The 18,470-nt window shown below is 57.0% G+C and carries 22 protein-coding genes; 1 reads left to right on the top strand and 21 read right to left on the bottom strand.

The features are described from left to right. Window positions 1-216: 216 nt before the first annotated feature. The 9 genes from V8689_RS10985 to V8689_RS10945 all read right to left on the bottom strand — a co-directional run bounded on the left by V8689_RS10985 (window position 217) and on the right by V8689_RS10945 (window position 10,426). Window positions 217-3,528, bottom strand: a complete 3,312-nt coding sequence (locus V8689_RS10985) for a phage tail tip fiber protein (protein ID WP_434520712.1) — start codon at window positions 3,526-3,528, stop codon at window positions 217-219. Continuing rightward, the gene (locus tag V8689_RS10980; protein ID WP_060766424.1) at window positions 3,528-3,926 is read right to left on the bottom strand and encodes a DUF6950 family protein; all 399 of its coding nucleotides are present in this window, start codon (window positions 3,924-3,926) and stop codon (window positions 3,528-3,530) included. The genes V8689_RS10985 and V8689_RS10980 overlap by 1 nt, the downstream gene beginning before the upstream one ends. 2 nt (window positions 3,927-3,928) lie before the next feature. Beyond that, window positions 3,929-4,531, bottom strand: coding sequence for a hypothetical protein (locus tag V8689_RS10975; protein WP_057978795.1), 603 nt, complete (start codon window positions 4,529-4,531; stop codon window positions 3,929-3,931). Continuing rightward, the gene (locus V8689_RS10970) at window positions 4,531-5,115 is read right to left on the bottom strand and encodes a hypothetical protein (RefSeq protein WP_060766423.1); all 585 of its coding nucleotides are present in this window, start codon (window positions 5,113-5,115) and stop codon (window positions 4,531-4,533) included. The genes V8689_RS10975 and V8689_RS10970 overlap by 1 nt, the downstream gene beginning before the upstream one ends. A gap of 18 nt (window positions 5,116-5,133) precedes the next feature. Continuing rightward, the gene (locus V8689_RS10965; RefSeq protein ID WP_060766422.1) at window positions 5,134-8,019 is read right to left on the bottom strand and encodes a phage tail tape measure protein; all 2,886 of its coding nucleotides are present in this window, start codon (window positions 8,017-8,019) and stop codon (window positions 5,134-5,136) included. Between the two features lie 58 nt (window positions 8,020-8,077). Next, on the bottom strand, window positions 8,078-8,455 hold the full coding sequence (locus V8689_RS10960; protein WP_060766421.1) for a hypothetical protein: 378 nt from the start codon (window positions 8,453-8,455) through the stop codon (window positions 8,078-8,080). Window positions 8,456-8,548: 93 nt separating this feature from the next. Continuing rightward, on the bottom strand, window positions 8,549-9,292 hold the full coding sequence (locus tag V8689_RS10955) for a GIY-YIG nuclease family protein (protein WP_060766420.1): 744 nt from the start codon (window positions 9,290-9,292) through the stop codon (window positions 8,549-8,551). Then, window positions 9,289-10,281 carry a phage antirepressor N-terminal domain-containing protein gene (locus V8689_RS10950; protein WP_081089514.1) on the bottom strand — a complete coding sequence of 331 codons (993 nt, stop codon included), beginning with the start codon at window positions 10,279-10,281 and terminating at the stop codon, window positions 9,289-9,291. Before V8689_RS10950 ends, V8689_RS10955 begins: the two co-directional genes overlap by 4 nt. Further along, entirely contained in the window at window positions 10,262-10,426 is a 165-nt protein-coding gene (locus V8689_RS10945; protein ID WP_081089513.1) for an Arc family DNA-binding protein, read from the bottom strand. The genes V8689_RS10950 and V8689_RS10945 overlap by 20 nt, the downstream gene beginning before the upstream one ends. 137 nt (window positions 10,427-10,563) lie before the next feature. On the opposite strand from V8689_RS10945, the gene V8689_RS10940 reads away from it, so the two are divergent. Then, window positions 10,564-11,100 carry a helix-turn-helix domain-containing protein gene (locus V8689_RS10940; protein ID WP_060766419.1) on the top strand — a complete coding sequence of 179 codons (537 nt, stop codon included), beginning with the start codon at window positions 10,564-10,566 and terminating at the stop codon, window positions 11,098-11,100. Between the two features lie 630 nt (window positions 11,101-11,730). On the opposite strand, the gene V8689_RS10935 is transcribed toward V8689_RS10940, so the two are convergent. The 12 genes from V8689_RS10935 to V8689_RS10880 form a co-directional block, all read right to left on the bottom strand. Beyond that, on the bottom strand, window positions 11,731-11,877 hold the full coding sequence (locus tag V8689_RS10935; protein WP_419555223.1) for a hypothetical protein: 147 nt from the start codon (window positions 11,875-11,877) through the stop codon (window positions 11,731-11,733). 113 nt (window positions 11,878-11,990) lie between these two features. Next, window positions 11,991-12,464, bottom strand: a complete 474-nt coding sequence (locus tag V8689_RS10930) for a hypothetical protein (protein WP_060766417.1) — start codon at window positions 12,462-12,464, stop codon at window positions 11,991-11,993. A 72-nt stretch (window positions 12,465-12,536) separates the two neighbouring features. Next, complete coding sequence (locus V8689_RS10925) at window positions 12,537-13,457, bottom strand: phage tail tube protein (protein WP_060766416.1); 921 nt, start codon at window positions 13,455-13,457, stop codon at window positions 12,537-12,539. A gap of 67 nt (window positions 13,458-13,524) precedes the next feature. Beyond that, on the bottom strand, window positions 13,525-13,881 hold the full coding sequence (locus tag V8689_RS10920) for a phage tail tip fiber protein (RefSeq protein ID WP_060766415.1): 357 nt from the start codon (window positions 13,879-13,881) through the stop codon (window positions 13,525-13,527). A gap of 8 nt (window positions 13,882-13,889) precedes the next feature. Beyond that, the gene (locus tag V8689_RS10915) at window positions 13,890-14,285 is read right to left on the bottom strand and encodes a phage tail terminator-like protein (RefSeq protein WP_060766414.1); all 396 of its coding nucleotides are present in this window, start codon (window positions 14,283-14,285) and stop codon (window positions 13,890-13,892) included. Then, window positions 14,282-14,662 carry an HK97 gp10 family phage protein gene (locus V8689_RS10910; RefSeq protein WP_060766413.1) on the bottom strand — a complete coding sequence of 127 codons (381 nt, stop codon included), beginning with the start codon at window positions 14,660-14,662 and terminating at the stop codon, window positions 14,282-14,284. Before V8689_RS10910 ends, V8689_RS10915 begins: the two co-directional genes overlap by 4 nt. After that, the gene (locus tag V8689_RS10905) at window positions 14,662-15,045 is read right to left on the bottom strand and encodes a hypothetical protein (protein WP_060766412.1); all 384 of its coding nucleotides are present in this window, start codon (window positions 15,043-15,045) and stop codon (window positions 14,662-14,664) included. Before V8689_RS10905 ends, V8689_RS10910 begins: the two co-directional genes overlap by 1 nt. Continuing rightward, window positions 15,042-16,049, bottom strand: coding sequence for a phage minor head protein (locus V8689_RS10900; RefSeq protein ID WP_060766411.1), 1,008 nt, complete (start codon window positions 16,047-16,049; stop codon window positions 15,042-15,044). The genes V8689_RS10905 and V8689_RS10900 overlap by 4 nt, the downstream gene beginning before the upstream one ends. Then, on the bottom strand, window positions 16,046-16,570 hold the full coding sequence (locus tag V8689_RS10895; RefSeq protein WP_060766410.1) for a DnaT-like ssDNA-binding protein: 525 nt from the start codon (window positions 16,568-16,570) through the stop codon (window positions 16,046-16,048). Before V8689_RS10895 ends, V8689_RS10900 begins: the two co-directional genes overlap by 4 nt. A 51-nt stretch (window positions 16,571-16,621) precedes the next feature. Beyond that, on the bottom strand, window positions 16,622-17,008 hold the full coding sequence (locus tag V8689_RS10890; protein ID WP_060766409.1) for a hypothetical protein: 387 nt from the start codon (window positions 17,006-17,008) through the stop codon (window positions 16,622-16,624). A gap of 12 nt (window positions 17,009-17,020) precedes the next feature. Next, complete coding sequence (locus tag V8689_RS10885; RefSeq protein ID WP_434520711.1) at window positions 17,021-17,983, bottom strand: DUF2184 domain-containing protein; 963 nt, start codon at window positions 17,981-17,983, stop codon at window positions 17,021-17,023. A gap of 1 nt (window position 17,984) precedes the next feature. Then, window positions 17,985-18,464, bottom strand: coding sequence for a structural cement protein Gp24 (locus tag V8689_RS10880; RefSeq protein WP_005785648.1), 480 nt, complete (start codon window positions 18,462-18,464; stop codon window positions 17,985-17,987). Window positions 18,465-18,470 lie beyond the last annotated feature (6 nt).

Genomic DNA, 18,470 nt, shown 5'->3' with positions numbered 1-18,470 from the left:
TAAACCCAATAGCGCTGTTGAATTGCCCAGACGTTCCGTACGGAGCGATTGGAACGCAAACCGCTGAATACTTTGTCGGCTCGACACCAGGAATTGATATATCAACGAACCTGCCAGCACTCTTTGGCACCAAGGCCGAATACGTAACCCCCACGGTAAATGAGGTCTCATCAAGCTCCAGTACTCCAGTAGGCCCCCACACCCTCGCGCCGAAACTCATGCGTTAAGATCTCCCCATTGATAGCGCTTAATTCCAGCCGCATCGAACACCTTGCCGCCAGCATTGTTTATTACTTGGCGAGCTTGGCCACTTCCAAGCGAACTGTTGATTTCAAACGTCCCATCGAAGAACAACTTCCAGCCTGTCTGCCCTGCGACGTAGTTGTTCGACTGGATGTAGCTACCTATCTTCGCGTTGGTTATCGATGCGTCCTGGATGAATGCCGACTTGAGGTAAGTTTCTGTGCCGTTCACGGCGAATGGCACGCTAGATCCTGCCGCCCCTACCGCGCCGTTGTAGATTGCAAACTGGTCGGCTTGGATGACTAAGCGCGAAGTAACCTGACCGTTCGCCCCAGTCTCAATGCCAAGTCCTACGCCGGTAGTGTAGGGCGACCCATTCACATCGAACTTGAATCGGAACGAGTAGGTGCCGGTGATCTTTCCGTTTACGTCTTGGTTGATGCTTGCTTGTTGCTGGAACTGCTGAGTGTGTCCGTTGACGGTTGTTTGCAGCTGAGTGGTCTGGCTTGCGGTGGCTGACGCCTGATCGGATACCGTCTTAATCTGCGTCTGTACGGTGGACTTGTTCCCGTCAAAATCGGAGCGAAGAGCCGTTACTTGGCTGGTTGTAGCGGTCTGCTGGTTGACGAGCGCGGTCGTTGTCTCCTCATAGGTGGCGTAGTTTTTGATGACTTGAGCTTCGACAGTTTGAGTCAGCTTGCCTTGGGCGTAGTCACCATCGGTAATAGCAGACTGGATCGACCAAACGCCCGCATAGCCCTGGGTTCCGCCAGCCAGGTCATTATCAGAGCCAGCCATAGGCGCATTGATTTCTGCGTACACGCCGTCAATTCGCTGCGTCTGCGCGGTCAGCTTGTCATCGACGTTGGTTACTCGCTGATTCACCTGGGTAACGTTATTTGCCGTAGCCGCCAGGCCAGTTACCGGGTCATTTACCTTTGTCTGGAGCTGGGTAAGCTGTTCCTGAGTGGCAACCACCCTACCATCGACTGCGGTGATTTCCTGGTCAAGGTTATCAACCCGTATTGCCAAAGCGTTCGCATCAGTGAGGATATCGCCGACGTCTTTCCAGTTTGCGCTGGGCGGCTGAGAGCCACTGTTAGCCGCCAGGGCTTGGTACAGCTTGTTTCCCTGGCGAACAATGTCACCCTTGGCGTAAGCCTTTGCTGCGTCCCACAACAGCGCATCAACGTATGGCTTGATTTGCGCCTCGAGATCCTTTCTAAGCTGCTCATTTCGAGCATTTACGGAGCCAGGCCCATCGCCATCAATCAGATTGATGCGCCCGTTAAGGGCTGGAGCCAACGATGATTCATCAACCTTCCCCTTGATAGCATCAAGATAGGTGCCCACGTTGTTGGAGGTTGCGGCGGGCACGTAAAGGAACGCGCTCTTTCCATACGCGTTTGCAGACCTGATGAAGTAATAGTAGTTCGTGTAGAACGCAAGGCCGGTGTGTGTAAAGCTCAGGCCCTGCCCCAGATAGGTTGATTCGCCAGCGGTTGCCTGTGGGGTAACGCTGAAGAAATATTCGTACGTCCCGCCATTCAGGCCGTGAAGCACGTTGTTCGGCGTCAGGGTGATGGAGTCGATCGAGGACTGAACAGAGCAAGATTCCGGGATTGGCGGCCCCTCAATGCTTACTGTGATGGTGACCTCGCCAGAGCGCGCCATTGGGCCGATTGCCGCAACGCTCATCGTGTAGCTGCCAGATGGCAGGCCATTGATTTGGCAGCTGTTGCTCGCGGCCTGGATCGTGTGAGACTGCGCAACCCCCGAGCCCTGCCGGACAATAACCGCGTACTCGGTAACAATGCCCGCCGGCGCAACCCAGGACAGCACACCCTGGACTACCTCTGCTCCAGTTTCCTGATTCCAAGTTAGACCTGTTGGTGACCCAAGACCACCCGACGGCAGGTTGATAAACCCCAGCGGGTCATATGGCTGCCCGACCGCGTCGTCGAAGATCGCGGCCTCGTATTGCTGGACCTGGACGTTGCAGCCTTCGTTGTCGCCCATCGACCAGTTGGTCACGATGAACTCGCCGAGGATGTTGAGCGAAGGCAGGTTAACGCGAACCACGCGACCTGGCCGGCAGTTGTACCCCGAGAAATTCATTGGGATCGTTATAACGCCGCCCGCGCGACGCCGGCGCAACTCAATGTTGGCCAGACGCTGTGGCTGGTAGGCATCGGTAACGTAGGAATAGGTCAGCGTTTCGGCTGCTTCACCGCCGTCTTCGGCGATCCACTCAGCGACACTTACCTCTGGATAGTCGGTTTCCGTCCAAGACTGCGACGGATCGATGAACGTGCCGCGCACCGTATTTATTGCAGAATCATTGGTTGGCTCCGTGCTACCGCCGATTGTGCCTATCACCATATCCTCGGTGATCTCGAAGTCATACGGCCCGTAGTAGGCGCCGGCCTGCAACATCCAGCGCCCGCCAACCCTGATAAGGCGCCCGGCGCATGCAGCCTCAAGCTTCTGCAGAACGCCTGATTTAAGCTCATCTGCGCCAATAACGCATGCGCTGCGATACCGCTGGCTCACAGAGCCGTCGGCGTTGGTCACTGCCTCATCACAAACGTTGGCCGCGCTGGAAAATGTCGAGAAGACGATCTCATCATCCGGAACGTTGCAGCGATTACGCAGATACCAAAGGATATGCAGTGCGGTGTTTGCACTGTACACGCTGGTGTTGGTGCGTGGGTCGAAGATGTCATTGCGCCCGCGGACCACGAACCGTACGTCTGGAATGCCAGAAGGAAATTTGACAGCGCTATACATCAGCGAAAGGCGAACGAAAGACAGGCCGCGCCCGATCTGGACGTCCTTCCAATCTGGGCAATTTGCCTTCAGGAATGCATTCACCTGAGTTGGGTTTACGACCAACTCGTAGCTGGCGAATCCTGTAAATGCAGCGATAGGCTCTTCGCCCAAGTAGATATCTTCCAGAGCGTCGACGCCGCCTTCACAGAGGACGTAGACCAGGTGCAGCCACTCCCCCTCCATCTGTATGCCCTTTTGCTCCTGGGCCCAGACCAACACGCCGCCAGTAGCGACTCGGCCAAGGATGAATCGTACAGGCGCCTTGGACGACCTCACTGTCTGTGCCGACGGCTCGTTATCCCTTAGCGGGGATTTGGTATTGAGCTTTTCCTGTTGTTCGGCTGCGTAGAACGCCAGGCCCGCACCGATTACAGCGCCGACCGGGCCACCTTGAACAAAACCGATGACAGCGCCAACGACGACCGAGGCAATTTTCTTAACGCCACCACTCATTATTCGATCCTCCAGGCGGCTTTCGGCTCGCACTCAATGCGGTGGGCGCCGTCATCGGTTGCCGACCAGTAATCACCCGCCCAGAAGACGGCCATGCTCCGGCCTCCCGGGGCGTCGTACAGCACCACGTCGCCACGCTGGATGAATGCCAGCGAAACCCTTTGAAAACAGGCGTCCCACGCTGCCTCCAGGCTTCCGTGTTTTCGCTTTAACTGGCGCTTAGCACCGGCCTCTGTCTTGTACTTGCCGCGATAGTCAGCAGCCGGGTCGACACCGCATATGGCAGCAGAGCAATCGGCGGCGAATAGGCAGCAGTCAAATTCTCCCCATAAAAAAGGCCGCCCTTGGGCAGCCTTGATTGTTTCGTTTAGACGCATGGTCCAATCGCGATATCGCATCGCTAATCCCCGTAGGTGAATGCCGGCGCGTCCTTGCTGGAGCCCCAGTAGATTGGCCACTCGGACATCTGCGCGATGGCGTAGAAGAAGCGGTCGCCCTGATGGCGTGCGCGGTGATTTTCGTCTGTGAAGCGCTCGGTGCCGGTGCGGCTCCATTCGGCCATGCGGTCCACCACCGGAACCGTGATGCTGTTGCCTTCCTGGCCATTGCCGGCGAACGAAAACTTGGCCGCGTCCATCCGCCCCGAGAACAAAATGTCAGCGGCGTAGTTACCGGCCTCGTCGAAGACGATGAAAAGGACTTTGGCCGCCCTGCCCCTGCAGCCCCTGATGTTGGTTTCAGAGAGAATGTAGGCGTCAAGGCCGCTCAGCGTGAGGTCCACAGACATCGGCGAGCCAGAGTTGTCGCTCTCCTGCGACTGGCTGACCTGGCCGAAATCGCCGACGCCTTCGTACGTGATCCCGTCCACCACCAACTGACCGGTGCCGGTATGCGCAAACACCATGCCGTCGACGAAGTCCAGCTGTACCGCGTACACCGGCATGAACTTGCCGGTAGCTATGATGTTCACCACGCTCTGGCTGAATGGAAAAGCTGATGGCATCAGAACGCCTCCCTGAATTGGTATGAGCCGTTGGCGACAACGGGCCTGACGGACATAGACCAGGTATCGGACGTCATGCGCATTTCGGAATACGGGTTGAGGTATTCAACTGCAGCACCGGCGGTAAGGGTTTTTCTGATGCGCTTATTGAGCATCACCGTAACCTGGCCCTGGGCGCTTGACGCGGCAGGATCGGTAACCTCGAACATCTCGCCTGCCACCGTGATGTAGTCGCCCGAACTGAATATCGCCGAGCTTGGCGCAGCCCCAGCCACGACCATCGACCTTGCCTGTGCATTCCCCGACACAACAGTCAGCGATCCAATGCTCAGCGTGCGCCGACGGGTAAACGCCGGCATGTTGAACGTGCCGAACATCCCGTCCAGCTTTCCCAGGAATGAAGAAAGCTCGCGCTCCTGGGCTCTGGTCAGCAAACCGAAGGTCAGCGTGCACTGCCAGTAGGCGCCCGGGTAACCAACGATCTGCTGAGCATTCGAAAGCGTCGACGTGAACGCACGGCCATTATTGACTATGCCCCACGTCATTTCTGACGGGCGCAGCGAAGCAGGCCACGTAAGAGCCATGCGTTACTCCTTAAAGGCTTAGCGCCGTGCGATCAGCTGGCGAATGGGTCCGTTCTGCTTCAAATCACGCATCACCATCTCGTATCCGCCTTTGGCGCCCTGATAAGCGGCATCCTTCACAAGGCTGATGGTTGCATCGTCAGGGTTGCCCTGGAAGCTGAACTGTTGAGTTATGGTCGGTGATCCGCCATTGGTTGCGATGCTCTGCGTGGTGCTGCTGGATGCTGCTGCGGGCGTAGGATTGACGTGGCCGCCATCAGCGTATCCATTCGAGTTGGCGTTCATGCGCTCCAGGAACTCACGCGCGCCAGGCTGGCTGACAACCTCCTTTTTCACAACGAACTCCCCGCCGTGAACCACGCCCTTCGGCTCAAACTTGCCACCATCGCCGGTATATCCACCGCCAGAGAAGCCGACGCGCGATATGGTCTGGCTGCTGCCGGTCATGACCGCCGGCCCGAGAGCCGCCCCACCACCGCCAGTGATGGCGCCAAAAGCCATGCCGAGGAACCCGGCAGCCGCTTGGCGTATCTGGATACGGATGAGGTCAGAAATCACGCCATCAGCAAAGTCTTTGAACGACAGCTTCCCGGTCTTCACGAAGTTCACCACGGCGTCTTCCATGTTGCCGAAAGCATTGGTGAACAGGTTGCGGGTCTGCCCAGCGACATCATTGGCCTGCTCGGCGTAGGTCTGAAGCGCCGAGGATGCTCCGAGCGACCAATCAGACTGGGCCTGGTCAACGGCAGTGTAATATCCCTGCTGCATGGTCAGCCGCTGCTGGAGTGCCGCACGCAGGGCTTCCGTTTCCTTACCGTAAAGACTGTCGCTGATCCGGCCTTCGTTGTGCTGCTGCTCCAGCGCGTCCAGCTGCGTTTGATACTGCTGCTGGATGCTCAGCTGCTCCTGCAGGCGCTGGCGCATCTGATCGCCCATGCCCATGCCGGCCAAGTTGTTATCCAGGCCGATCTGGGCTTTAGAGAGCTGGCTGGCCAGGTTGGTCTGGAATGCTGCGAGCTTCTGCACCTCTTCTGTCGCAATCTTCCGTAACTCGTTTTCCTTCTCAAGAGCGGCGTTCTGCTTCTGCTGTGCAAGGTTTAAATCCGCCATTACCAGAAGCTGCTTTTGCGTAGCAGTAAGAGTCTTTTTGTCCTTTAGGTCGGCAATCTGCTGCTCCAGCTCCAACAGCTTTTTTGCTTCGGCGCCTAAGGACCTCGTTCCGTCAGCCTGCAGGCCAATCAAAGAACTCTGCTGTTGAAGCACTGCATAGCGCTGGCGCGCCTCATCGAGCATTCGCTGGCCGGCGTTCTCCGTGTAAGCCTTTGGTTTTGGGTCTGCAAACTGCTTGGCGGCAGCATCCCGAAGCTGCTTTATTTCGGTCTCTGAATAAGCAGTTCCGCGTCGACTGGCGGACGCGATCTGCTTGTCGATCTCTGCATAACGAGCCTTCAGCTTATCGGCGTTCGAGGCTGAGCTTTTCAGAGCCTCGCTAAGTTTCTCTTGGTTTGCGATCGATTCCTTGTCCAGTCTCAGAAGCTCAGCTTTGGCGGCCGCTCGCCTATCGTCTTCGGCTTTCTGAACATACAAATCAGTGATATCCGACTGCGCGCCGTTCTCTCCGCTGGCAAGCTCGCCAAGGTTTGGATTGTCATCGAAGATGGTCGGTATCTTCGCGTTTCGCACACGATTGAGGCGGTCCTCGAGCTTTACCAGCTTCTGCTCAAAAGTGTCCTCGCGGCCAATATCCAAAACCGCATCCCAAGCCCCCTTGGCGGCCGATTTCACGTCATCCCAGGCTGTCTCGACAAGACCTAGCTTGCTTCTAATCAGTTCGGCCCGCGAGTCAACGGCCTCGGCGTAGGCTTTCTCAGCAAAGTTTGCTGCCGCTTGTTGATCGCCTTGCTTCGACAAAGCCTCAATCTGCGCGTAAGTGGAGGCAGTCAAATAGCCGTACTGCTCGTTGAGCTCTTTCGAATATTTCACCGGATCTTTCGCCAGCTTCTCGAATTCGGCCACGGTTTGGCTCGCGGCCTTCCCAGTCGCTTGCTCCATCTTCAGCGCGGCCGTCGCGATCATCTCGAAAGAGGATGCGGGGATTTTCGACGACGCTGCCAGCTGAGCCAACACCTCCGATGCAGCTTTAATGGTTCCCACAGACTTGCTCACGTTCGCGGCCATCGAGCCAATGGCTCCAGCGCTAGTGCCTGCAGCGTTGCCAGAGAGAATCAGGGCATTGCGATAGGCGTCAGCCTCTTTCGAGCCTTGGAAATAAGCAAGTCCGAGTACTCCGACTGCAGCAGCCGCAACAGTGAATGGATTTACCAAGCCGAGAACGTATCCACCCAACGCCTTCGCGGCAGGACCGACACCGCCAAACATGTCTTTTAGTTGGCCGCCCTGCTGAAGAAGAACCGTCAGAGGAGCTTGGCCTCCCTGTAGCGACACCGCGATATCGGTGAACTGGGCGGGCACCCCACGAAGTGCGGCGGCAGTTTGCTTTGCAGTATTTCCGGTGCGGGTCAGAGAATCACTGAAGCGCGTCAGTTCATTACGAGTTGCGGTGATTTTCTGTTGGTACTCGATGTACGTGTCAGTCTCGATCTTGCCAGCCTTGTGAGCCTTTGCCAGAGCAAGCTCCTGCTTCTCCAGTTCGTTCATCTTGCGGGTAAGCGGGTTAATACTTCCCAGCAGCTGGTCTATCTCATCGCGCTGATCTTGCACAGACTTGGTTGCCTTTTCGGCGCCCTTGCCTATCGACTCCATTCCAGCACCAGCCTTTTCCATCGCCGGCTTCACCCGAAGGCCGACACCCTCCAAGGCCTCCAAGGCTTTTCTTGTGTCAGCGGCCTTCTGCTCAGCGTCCCGACTGTCGATTTCGAGAACCAGCCGCGATGTTTGCGCCATAGCTTTTCTCCGGTCAATAAAAAAGCCACCAGTCGGTGGCTTCGAATCAGGAATCTATCTAAAACTTCGCACCACTTGGCGGTTTAACAATCGTGCAGGTTGATGACTCAACATAAACTTTGTCGGTCATCGTGCTCGTTGTCTCTACTTTAAGGACCAAGCTAACCCGATCTACAGAGAACTTGCGAGGGTACCGGTCAGATTGGTATCTCCACATCACTTCCTTTGGGCCGAAGGAAGCTGGAGAGACGAAGTTCAGGCCTTCGCCACTCTTACCACTTTGAAGCGAGGCCGTGCCGGCTTGCTGATCAAGCACGACAACAAGATCGTCAGCCCTTTTGTCGACGCCAGGGCACGAGAGATAAGTAGCATTCGATGCTGCAAGTGCTCCCTGAGATACGAAAGCAAAAAGCAGTCCTTTCAATAATTTTCGCATGGTGACTTCCTTTTTCTGATGGCAGCAATCTACCACCATCCAGGGGAAGCACCAAAGCCCCGCATGTGCGGGGCGATGGATTTTTGGATTAAGCTATTTTGCCATATCGCGCGCCGCCAGCCTTTCCCTCGCTGTCTGCTCAATAACGTCCATCATGCCTGGAATCTTCTCAGCATCACCAAGCACCATCATGCAGTTTTCCGTGACATGACCCATATAGACGCCGGACATCATGGTTGCTTTAAGATATTCCTCGCTTCCTAAAGCGCGCAGAAATATAAGCTCGCATACCGTGTCAATTGACAGACCATCAAGGCTCTTTACAGCTCGCTCATGAAGGGCTATCTGCTCGTCGAAGATTCTCCCGCGCGCCGAATCCACCTCAAGAAAGCTCACATAATTTTCAATCGACCTATCAAATATTTCGCGCTTAAACCTTTCCCTGTACTCCGCATCCAAATTCAGTTTGTTGCCTGAGCTAGAGCTCGGAAAGATGTGATGGATTAGAGAGTCGAAATCCGCCCGGCTCTTTCTTGAGCGCTCATCGTCTTTTTCATCAGTCCAAAGGTCTTGTTCAGATATCAGTCGGGACGAACGCTCGACAGCCAGATCGAATGGACAGTTGAACCACTCGCCATGACCGCGAAACTCACCTACAGAAGCGTGAGCCCTCCTCTCGACATCGCCGGCATTCATTATTGGTGGAGACACCCAAACCCTACGGCTTTTTCTTCCAGAAGCGCTCGAGACGTTCAGAACGCGCAAATCAGGCTTTCGAGATCTTCCGATCTTTACGAGCTTCGGCCCAAATTCAATGATGTATACGAAGTCCTTCATGCCGAAGCCCTCGATGCGTAGCCACCACTCAACCCGAGACTGCGAGAGTTCTGGTAGAGCTCGTCGCGGCGCTTATCCAAACTTGCAAAAGCTCCACGGCCCTCATTCAGCATGTCAAAGAACAACATCAGCGTTTTCGAGTCGAGCAACCGAGCAGCGGAAAGCATATGCTCACGGTGCTCTGACATTGCATGAAAATATGACATCAGCCCGTAGAGATGGCTTGCCTCATATTTATCAAGGCTGACTCCGCCCTTTGGGGTGGCCTGGATGTACTCGCCCTCCAGAACGACATAGGCCGCGATGAAGTTTCGCGCCGCGTCGAGCTGGTCAGACGGGATATCGGCAGCAGAGCGCACGCCGAAAGCCGCATGAGTTTGTGACCAAATCTTTGCAGTGGCGCGACGCTGTGCATGAGCCGGCAGACTCGCCACCTTTCCTTTGACTATCGCGCCGAGCATGTGGAAACCGTCAGTGCCAATGGTCTGGCCGAGGACGGTCAACGCTTGGTCTGGTCCGCGGTGGTTTACGGCATGACCTTCATTCCAGTAGGACCACAGCGCGTCATCGCACTCGTCCTGATAAGCCAGCACGTTCTCGCGCAGATCAGTCCTGACCTTGCTCGCGTGAATCGACATAAGCCAGCCAGGAAGTTTTTTCAATGGAAGGCAAGACATCTCGTACTGCTTACCGTCGACACCAGTTGTCACGATCATCGTGATAACTGAATTAAATCGGCCGGATGTCAATTTTGTATGCTGGCTTTTCCAATCAAGCCCCATCCCCTCGACGACTGGCTTCATGGGAATGAATGGCTGACCACAGTGCTCGACAAGCAAGAGCCTGGTGGCACGAAACGGGATGACGTTGGATTTTGCTACGACTGTGCTAATATCGCTCATGACGATTTCTTCCTGGAAGTTGATCTCGTTAACCACCACCCCATCGCCGGCCAGCTTTGGGGTTTTTTTATGCCTGCTGTTTTTCATGGCTCTGTTCCTGCTCGAGTGATTTTTTCAGGCGGAACACGATTTCACCACTGAGACTTCGGCCATTTTCAACAGCTCGTTCTTCCAGCATTTTCCGCATGGCTACCAGCATTCTTACTGCTGTAGTTATCTTTGAATCAATCATCACTTGCTTCCTTTGTGTCGTTTCCTTTGTGTAGTTTTGCTTCCTTTGCTTCATTTGTCAACGGTCACTGTGTCATTTGTTGCTTTGCGAATCCTTGAGACGTACGCTGCCCATAGCAAAATTCCATAGAGAGAGTCATGACTGATCTTTTCGCCGACAAACTGATTCGTCTGCGCACGCAGAAAGGCCTAACGCAACGAGACTTAGCGTCCATGGTTGGGGTCTCTTGGTCTCAGATATCCAAATATGAGTCAGGCAAGTCTAAGCCCAGAAAAAAAGCTCTCTGGGCCTTGGAGGAGGCTCTCGAATGTCCTGGAGAGCTTTCAGCCTTCCTGGATGGCGACGAGATCGCCGTAAAGGTGCCTGGAGCTCTATACGAGAAGATGGAAGAGGTTGCAGCCGAGGCCGGTATGACCATGGATGAATACGGATCCTTCTTTCTCTCCCGCATGATTGGCTGGGCTCGCGATGAGATGCTGGGAATTCGACCTCCAAGCATCTATTCCAAAGAGCAGATTGAGCAAGGCCAGGCCCGCATGAAGCCGGGCGAAAAAGAGGAGAAGGCAAAAAAACGCTTGAAGGAACTTGAAGATGGCACTGACGATGAAAGCATGATCGTTTCCGAGATACGCCAACGCCAAGAGTTCGATGGCCGAATCAAGAAGAACAAATGACCCGTCCTTTACCCAGTTATGGTGATCATCACCATAACTGAATCGAATGAATCGCCCCCGACCACAGCGAACCAACAAGTTTTCGCTGGTTCGATCTGACGCCCTAACTTTAAGTTAGGGCGTGCACACATTGCACACCCTTCCCGCCTGTACGAATCCCCAGTAACGCCCGACCATCGGCCAGTAGTAGCCTCCTGCCATACGCAAGGATTTCCCCAGTCCTACGCCTGCAAGCCCAAGGACTGGGATAGCGCCAATATCGGCGCGCTTAAGACCTGGAGGTCGGCATGAGCAGCTTTGAAGGAGCCCTGATTACTCATAGGGGCGTCACATTTGCCGTTGTGATCGTAAAGCACCACTACACGTCATCATCTAGCGCAGCGCAGCCAGTCCGCGAATCGTTCCAGCCGCATTTTCCAGGAGTACCCGTTGTTCTTGCGTCACAAGATTCGCGGGGAACCTTCCGGTATCACGGTCGGCAAGATCTGGCCAAGCTTCTTGCAAGCCTTCACCCTTCGCAGATTCCGTGGCGGAAATACCACACGTAACTGACACCATCTCGCACTCGGCTCCCGCAGGTGTGGATGTATTCATTTGTGCTCCTGCGGGCCTGCCGCGTCATATTGGTTGTCAATCATCGCTGTCGTCGGCCAGGCACACCGCATCCAAGGCGAACATAACGGCGTCCACTTCGTCGCGTGACAGCGGAGACGGGTGCGAGTCCAGCCAGTCGGAGATTTCCCGAGCGGATAACGGCAGCGGGAATGCCCCGGCCATGGTCGACAGGAAGCGCCGCCCTCGGGCGACATTGCGGAAGGTGTTCAGCAGGTACGCCGTGATAGGATCACTCCCAGGCTCGTCTGGCAGCTCAAAGCCCAGTCGGCTATAGATCAGGCTCCGCTTCTCGGCCTGGCCGCCCGCCCACTCTTTTTCCCACTCGAATCGGGCAACGGCTTTCCCACCGTGTCTTTCAGCTCTTCGGCGCTTTCAGTGGCAACGCTCGATCCGCCGCGAAGCACAAAAAGGAAGAATTCCAGGCTGTTTTCAAGCAGCTCCGCAGCTACCGAAGGGCCGTATTTCAGTGGATTGCCTTCGGCATCCAGAACGCCCGACCAGTCCTTCACGATGAAGTGAGCCAGCAACATGGCGTGGTTCTGGTGCTCAGTGAGCTCGCCCGCCACTACCCCTACCTGACCTTCTTCGAAGCGGGCATCGTTGCGCGCGATACGGCGGCGCATGCGCTCCAGGCCAACCTGGTACTCGGCATTGTCGATGCCGGCCAGCAGCACTTTGGTGTCCTTGTCGAATTCCACCCAGCGTGCGCCGGCGGCCGCCTGGTCTTTCTTGGTCAGTTGCAAAGCCATGATCAATCCTCAACGCCACGCCAATAAAAGGACCGCCCCGGCCGGCGTTCAAGCCGAGGCAGTCAAAGGGGTTTACGGTGCCGGGTCAGCAGCTTCACGGGTGATGGTCGGGCTGAGCTTTGCCACGGTGTAATTGAGCGTGACCTCGATCAGGTCGCGCTTTCCGCCGTTCGGCAATTCGCCGTCCACTTCCACAGCTGGGAAGTTGAAGGTGTACTTGTTGCCCAGCGCGTCGGTGATCGGGAACACGACCGCAATGGGAGTACGGGTGAAGGTGTTCTTCCACAGCTGCCATGCACGCTTGGACCAGGCCAGGGTGATGCTGCCGGTGATCGCTGCCTCGGTCGCGATGTGGGCACCAGGACCAAGGCTTTCAGAGCCCAGGCAGCGCTGGGTTTGCAGGCTGTTGTCCAGGGCGATGGTCATGGCCGATACGCAGGCCACGCCTTCGAGGGACTGGCCATTGACCAGGATCGTGCCGACGTTGTTGTTCGACAGGAACGGTGTAGTGGTCGGGGCATTGGGCGACACCACAATCGGCACTTCGCCGTCGGTGTAGTCGAGGCAGGCCATGTTGAACGTGGCAGTCACCTTGCCTTCGGACGGAATGTCGAGGGCGAAGGTAGAGACGTGTGCACCCTTGAACAGTCCGTACACGCCGACATCGTTGTAGCCCTTGGCGATGCTGAAGGTGTTGCGTGTATCGCCCACACGCAGCACGTCAGCGGTCCACACGCCATAGAAGGCGGCTTCCAGCAGCTGGTCGAACGAGCCGAACGAGAACTCGGCCGTCAGATCGCCGCCGATATCGATGCTGGTGGCCACCGAGCCCTGGCTCAGGCGGGTGTCGGTGATCTCGTCGCTGACTTCGGTGTTGACGGTCGGGGTCAGCGCATTGCCGGTGAGGCGCAGCGTGTCCCAGGTACCGGTGGGAGTAACGCCGGGCGTGACCTCCGCAATGATGTGACTTACAACTTTTGCGCCAGAGCTCATTGGAGCCTCCTATTCGCGGGCATAAAAAAACCCGCTCAAGGCGGGGTTGGCTGGCCCAATGGGCTGATTATTTCTGGTCGAATCCGGCAGGACCGCCACAACACATGCACTTGACGCGGTACTTGTCAGCGTTAACCAGAAACTGCGAGGCAATACCCAGCCCAATACCGGCAGCCACATACTTGCCGTTGAGCAGCTCAAGCTTAACGTTCCACTGCGGGGCCAGCTTCGCCCCCTGAATGCTGGACTCATCGACCGACTCCTGACGGATGTAAGTCACGCCGTCGACGACGATAAATGGCTGTGCCGACTCCTCTTTCCCGACACTGGATAGGCACGGATCGCCGGACGATTTGAATTCAAGGCTTCCGTTCTTGTGGAGCCTCCAACCGGAGACACCCGGCACGTAATTTGCGCTCTGCATTTTCCCTCTCAGCCGGCGCGAAACCGGATGTTGACGTTGATTTGGTAGAAACCCTCGAACTCGCCGGCCACCACTTGGCTTGCTTCCATGCACTCAAGGTCGCCGGACATCCAGTAGGCGAAGTGCGCTTCGAGCGCGTCGGCCAGCTGGTTAATGGATTTTGTGCCGGTGTGCACCCGGGCGAAGCATTGGATGCTGATCTGTCCGGGCTTGCGCGTATAGGGGCGGTCTGCCATGCCCGCCATGAAGGCCGTGGCGTACTGGATATTCAGGCGGCACCACAAGCCAGTATCTGGCGGGGCGAACACTGCAGGCTGGTTTGGGTAATCGATCCGCGCCTGTTCAATACCGGTGAACGCAACCATGCGAGCGGTGATAAGCGCCCTGATCTGCTCGAAGGTCATCGAAAGTCCTCCGACACGCCTATGAAGGTGATGCCGTAGATGCCTGCCGGTGCCTGGCGAGAGTGACCATTCTCCAATCGTTCGGCATACGGCAGGTTGTTCTGGATATATACGACGGTGTAAGGCTTGAGCGCTGACAACGCGGCAATCCCTTCCGCCCTCGTCTCGGCGCCATTCTGGTCCACCTCAAGCGTGGTGGAGAACACCGGTGCGCCTATGCTGACGATGTTGTTGCGCCGGAAGCGTCCGGTATCGACTGGTGACCGACTGATGATCTCGCCATGCATCGCAGTGGCGATAGCCCGGATTCGCTCAACAAGCGCATCCTCAACCTCATCCATGAACAGCGATGGTGGCACGCTCCAACCCTTCGCCATCAGACAGCCCTCAGCTGGAGTTGGTAGTGGACCTTGGCAGGGTCAGTTTTCACCGGTAGCAGGTCGAACGTTTTCAGCTCACCAGTGATCGGGTCTTTCGCGTTGATTTTGTGCCCAGCGCTAGGTAGGTCCGTTACTTCATTGGTCAGCACGATCAGCAGCGAGTCAGTTGAAAGGATGTTTACATTGTCGATCTGCTCGAGCTTGTAACGGGTCAGGACACCGCGCCCGGTATAGGTGACCGTCTGTGCGGTCGTCTCCTCGGTGACCGGGTCATAAACACCTGGTCCAAGGTATGTGCCTGTGAAGCTCGTCATAACTTCGGCGAACGCTCCATCGAACAGCGCGCCAAAGGTGGACTGCATGGTGTCTTTTATGCTCATAAGCCCTCCTGATGCCTGACCGGCACCATTGAGTATTCAGCGATACAGCGGCATCGCGCTCGCTCGGTGAGAGGCGCGCCAAGCGATGAGTCGCATGGGAACATCAGCATTGCGCCGCGCTGGGTGATGAACGGCTGATCGGCCTGGACTGTTTGGCCGTCTGTGGCGGCATGGCTGTCGCGCACCTTCTCATCTCGGCGAGAGCGCCAGGTCTTTGTGAAGGTCAAGCGGCCCTTACTGCGCTCGATAATCTGTCGCCATGCCTGATCGCGGCCCTCATTGAATGCCTCGGCAACATACGTCTGGGCGATCATCTCAGCCTGAGTTGCCAGAAGCCTGTCAGCGTAACGTCCGACGATCTTGCTCACGTCGTCGGCCTTGAGTGTCCGGCCTTCTCTGATGGCAGATTCGACCGTTGCGTCAAAGCGGCGATCACGCCGAACTCGAAGCAAGTATTTTTTCATTTCGGTTGCGTTGCCGCTGAGCAGTTGCGTCCTCGCGTTGGCCACGCTCTCGGCGAAGTTTCCGCTGAGCCCCACAACTCCGCCCGAGCGCTTGCCTGTTTGCTTGCTGATCCGGCCGATCAAGTCGAGCGCAGTCTTGCGCGACGACTGCCCACTGGCTTGGCCAGCCTGCAAGATCGCGCGAACCGCCGTCGCCTCATCAATTGCGGCTTGATCCAGCAGCGAGCGAGCCTGCCCCGACAAGAACGACGAAACGTCAGGTGCATGAACATCCAGATCCTTCGAAACCCCGGGAGCCTTGATCCCTTTCGCCTCGGTTTTTGCCCCCTTCAGGTATGCGGTGCGGATCAACTCCATAAGTCCAGCGAAGAGACCGATCGGAAGCAGCGCCACTACCTGGTTCTCGTCGCCATCATTGATCGCTCGCTCGATCTCCGCCAATGTTGCTGCGCTGATCATATCGGCGATCTGAGCCAGATAGGCACGCTGAGCAGCAGGCTCCATGCCCTGTATGGCAAGAATCGCTTCCGAGGCGTTCATACGACGAACACCGCGACTCCGCATGCAGTCTTGCAGCCCAACAGAGGAGCAACCATCTCGTCGACCACCGTGATTACTGGTCGTGTCGGTACTCCGGCGGCGCCAGGCGCAGCCGACTGGTACTCGATTTCAAGAACGTCGACCTTCTGCCGCTTGATCGCACCAGATGCCACATAGTCAGGGCTGAGGCTCCCAGGCAGCACGATTTCACGCAAAGCAGCCTCATACGTGGCCTGTTCGATCTCGATTGGAACCTCATCCACAGGGATGGCGTTACCTTCGTTATCTGTGGCACCAGTGCGCGGCCATTGTAAGGCTTGGGCCCGGCCGCCTGTCTTGCTCCCGGAAAACAGCGATTCCCAGCGCCCACAAGCGTTCTGGGACTGGTATTTGCCATCAATGTAAGCCGATGCCCGGATCAGCGCGGCCTGCTTCGCCACTTCATCACCGGTCCACGCGGTATTCGCGCGCGCAGCGTGATAGGCGTCGGCTTCTGCGACGGTTCCGTAAAAGTCTGGCATCGGGAGATCTCGAATAGGTGGAGCGACTTGCGCTCCGGGTTTTGCGGGGTGTTACGCCTTGGCGGCAGCGAGTGCTGCCTGGAGGTCTTCCAGACTCGCTTCCTTGTCGAACTCGACATTCAGCGTGGTCAGCTCATCCATGACCTTCTGCTTTTCGGCAGCGGCCAAGGCTTCGTCCAGCTTCTTCTGCAAGGTTTCGGTCTTGCTGTTGCCGGCTGCATCGATACCCAGCGCTTTCAGCTTGGCGAAGAGCTCGGTTCGCTCGTCACCATCACCGGCAGGCGCTTTGCCTTCCACGCTCAGAAAAGCAAGGCGAGACGCGCCCTTATGGCCTTCTGAGGTCAGATCGACCTCCTTGGTTTTGCCTGGCAGGATATAGACCACACCATCCGTGGTATGCACGCCCTGCAGTGCCTTCGAGTTATTGGTTACTTTCATGTCGACCTCCTATCAGGATACTGGCGGGGTGATTTCGTCGAGGTACGCCACGGCGCCCGGCAGACGAATCTCGGTACCGCCGGTACGGGCGATGATCCCGGTTTCGAAGCCCATGATGGACTTCTGGCGCGGAGCCAGGACGCGGCGCGGCATTGGCAGGTGGAAGCGAACCACTTCCGGGTCCTTGCGGTACGCAACCAGACGACCACCACCATCCTGCGAAGCGTTCCGGGCTTCGCGCAGTGGCGCGATGTCCAGCGGCAGCCCGGTCTCGGCGGTGTAGATGTTGTTGCGGCGCATGTATTCCAGCACCGTCATGAAGCCATCGCCAGCGCCCATGCGCTTGGTTGCCACCGCTCGGAATGCGTCAGGCGGCATGCGCAGGGTATCTGCCCACTCGACTTCGCCAGTGTTGGTGCGGATGCTGCCCAGCAAGCCATTCACGTCGGCCATGATCAGGTCGACGTCTTTGGCGGACCAGTAGGTCGAACCAGCGGTGCCGGATGCAGCAGCGTCAACCCGAGAAACGTTGCTGTCGTTCAACAGGCCAGTCCAGCGCTTCTCAACACTGCCAGTGAAGGCAATGCTGTTCAGCAGGCGCTCAACCTTGTCGGCGGCCGAATCAGCCTTGGTGCCGCTCAGGTTGATGCCGTACAGCTGCGCCTGGTTCACTTCTTCCAGGTTCCATTCCCAGCCGGAGCCGATCATGGCGAAGTCGTGCGATGCCTGGTCGCGCGTTGCCGAGTTGAACGGCATGTCAGTGCCCGAGCCCGACAGGAACTTGGCTTCACCGGCAGTATCGACGGTGAAGAACGTGGTGCCGATGGCCCATGGAGCGCCTTCAGTAACCACTGGAATGCTCGCGGCGTAGTTAAACGTCGGGTAGCGGCGGGTGTAGATGCGCGTTTCGATGTTCCGGCCCTGGGCCAGAACGAACGGGAACGCCGACTGAGCGTCTTCGAAAGCTTGAGGCATGTTAAGCGCTCCGATGTTTGAGGGAGATTTCAACGATGTCGCCGTTCGCACCAGTGGTGTCGAAGATGGCGCCAGGGATCAACACTGCGCCTTCAGCGGCGGTCGTGACGTAGCGATTGGTCGCGGCGACGTAGTACACGTCATCACCAGGCACCACGGCAGCGCCGGCGGTTACATACATCTGGCCATCGGTCATGAACGCGCCGGTGAAGTCTCGCGGGTAGCCGTCGATCAGAGTGGAACCGGTCGCCACAGGCGGTACGGCTGCGCTCAGCACAGCCAGGCCCAGGAACAGGGTGCCAGTGGCGGCGATCTTGTGATCGTTGCCAGCACCAGCCACACGGAAGCCAGGCGCGCCGAAGACAATGCCTTCGGCGTTCGAGACGGTGCGACTGATCTTGTTGCACTTCTCTTCGTTGGCGACCAGGCCGGGCACGCCCTTGGCTGGAGCGTTGGTGTACGTGGTTTGGTAAGTAGCCATGGTGTG

The organism is Pseudomonas sp. AK181 (assembly GCF_051122975.1).
In the GTDB taxonomy this organism is placed as follows: Bacteria; Pseudomonadota; Gammaproteobacteria; order Pseudomonadales; family Pseudomonadaceae; genus Aquipseudomonas; species Aquipseudomonas lactis.
The sequence above is the reverse complement of the archived record's forward strand: the minus strand, read 5'-3'. Positions and strand labels throughout refer to the sequence as shown.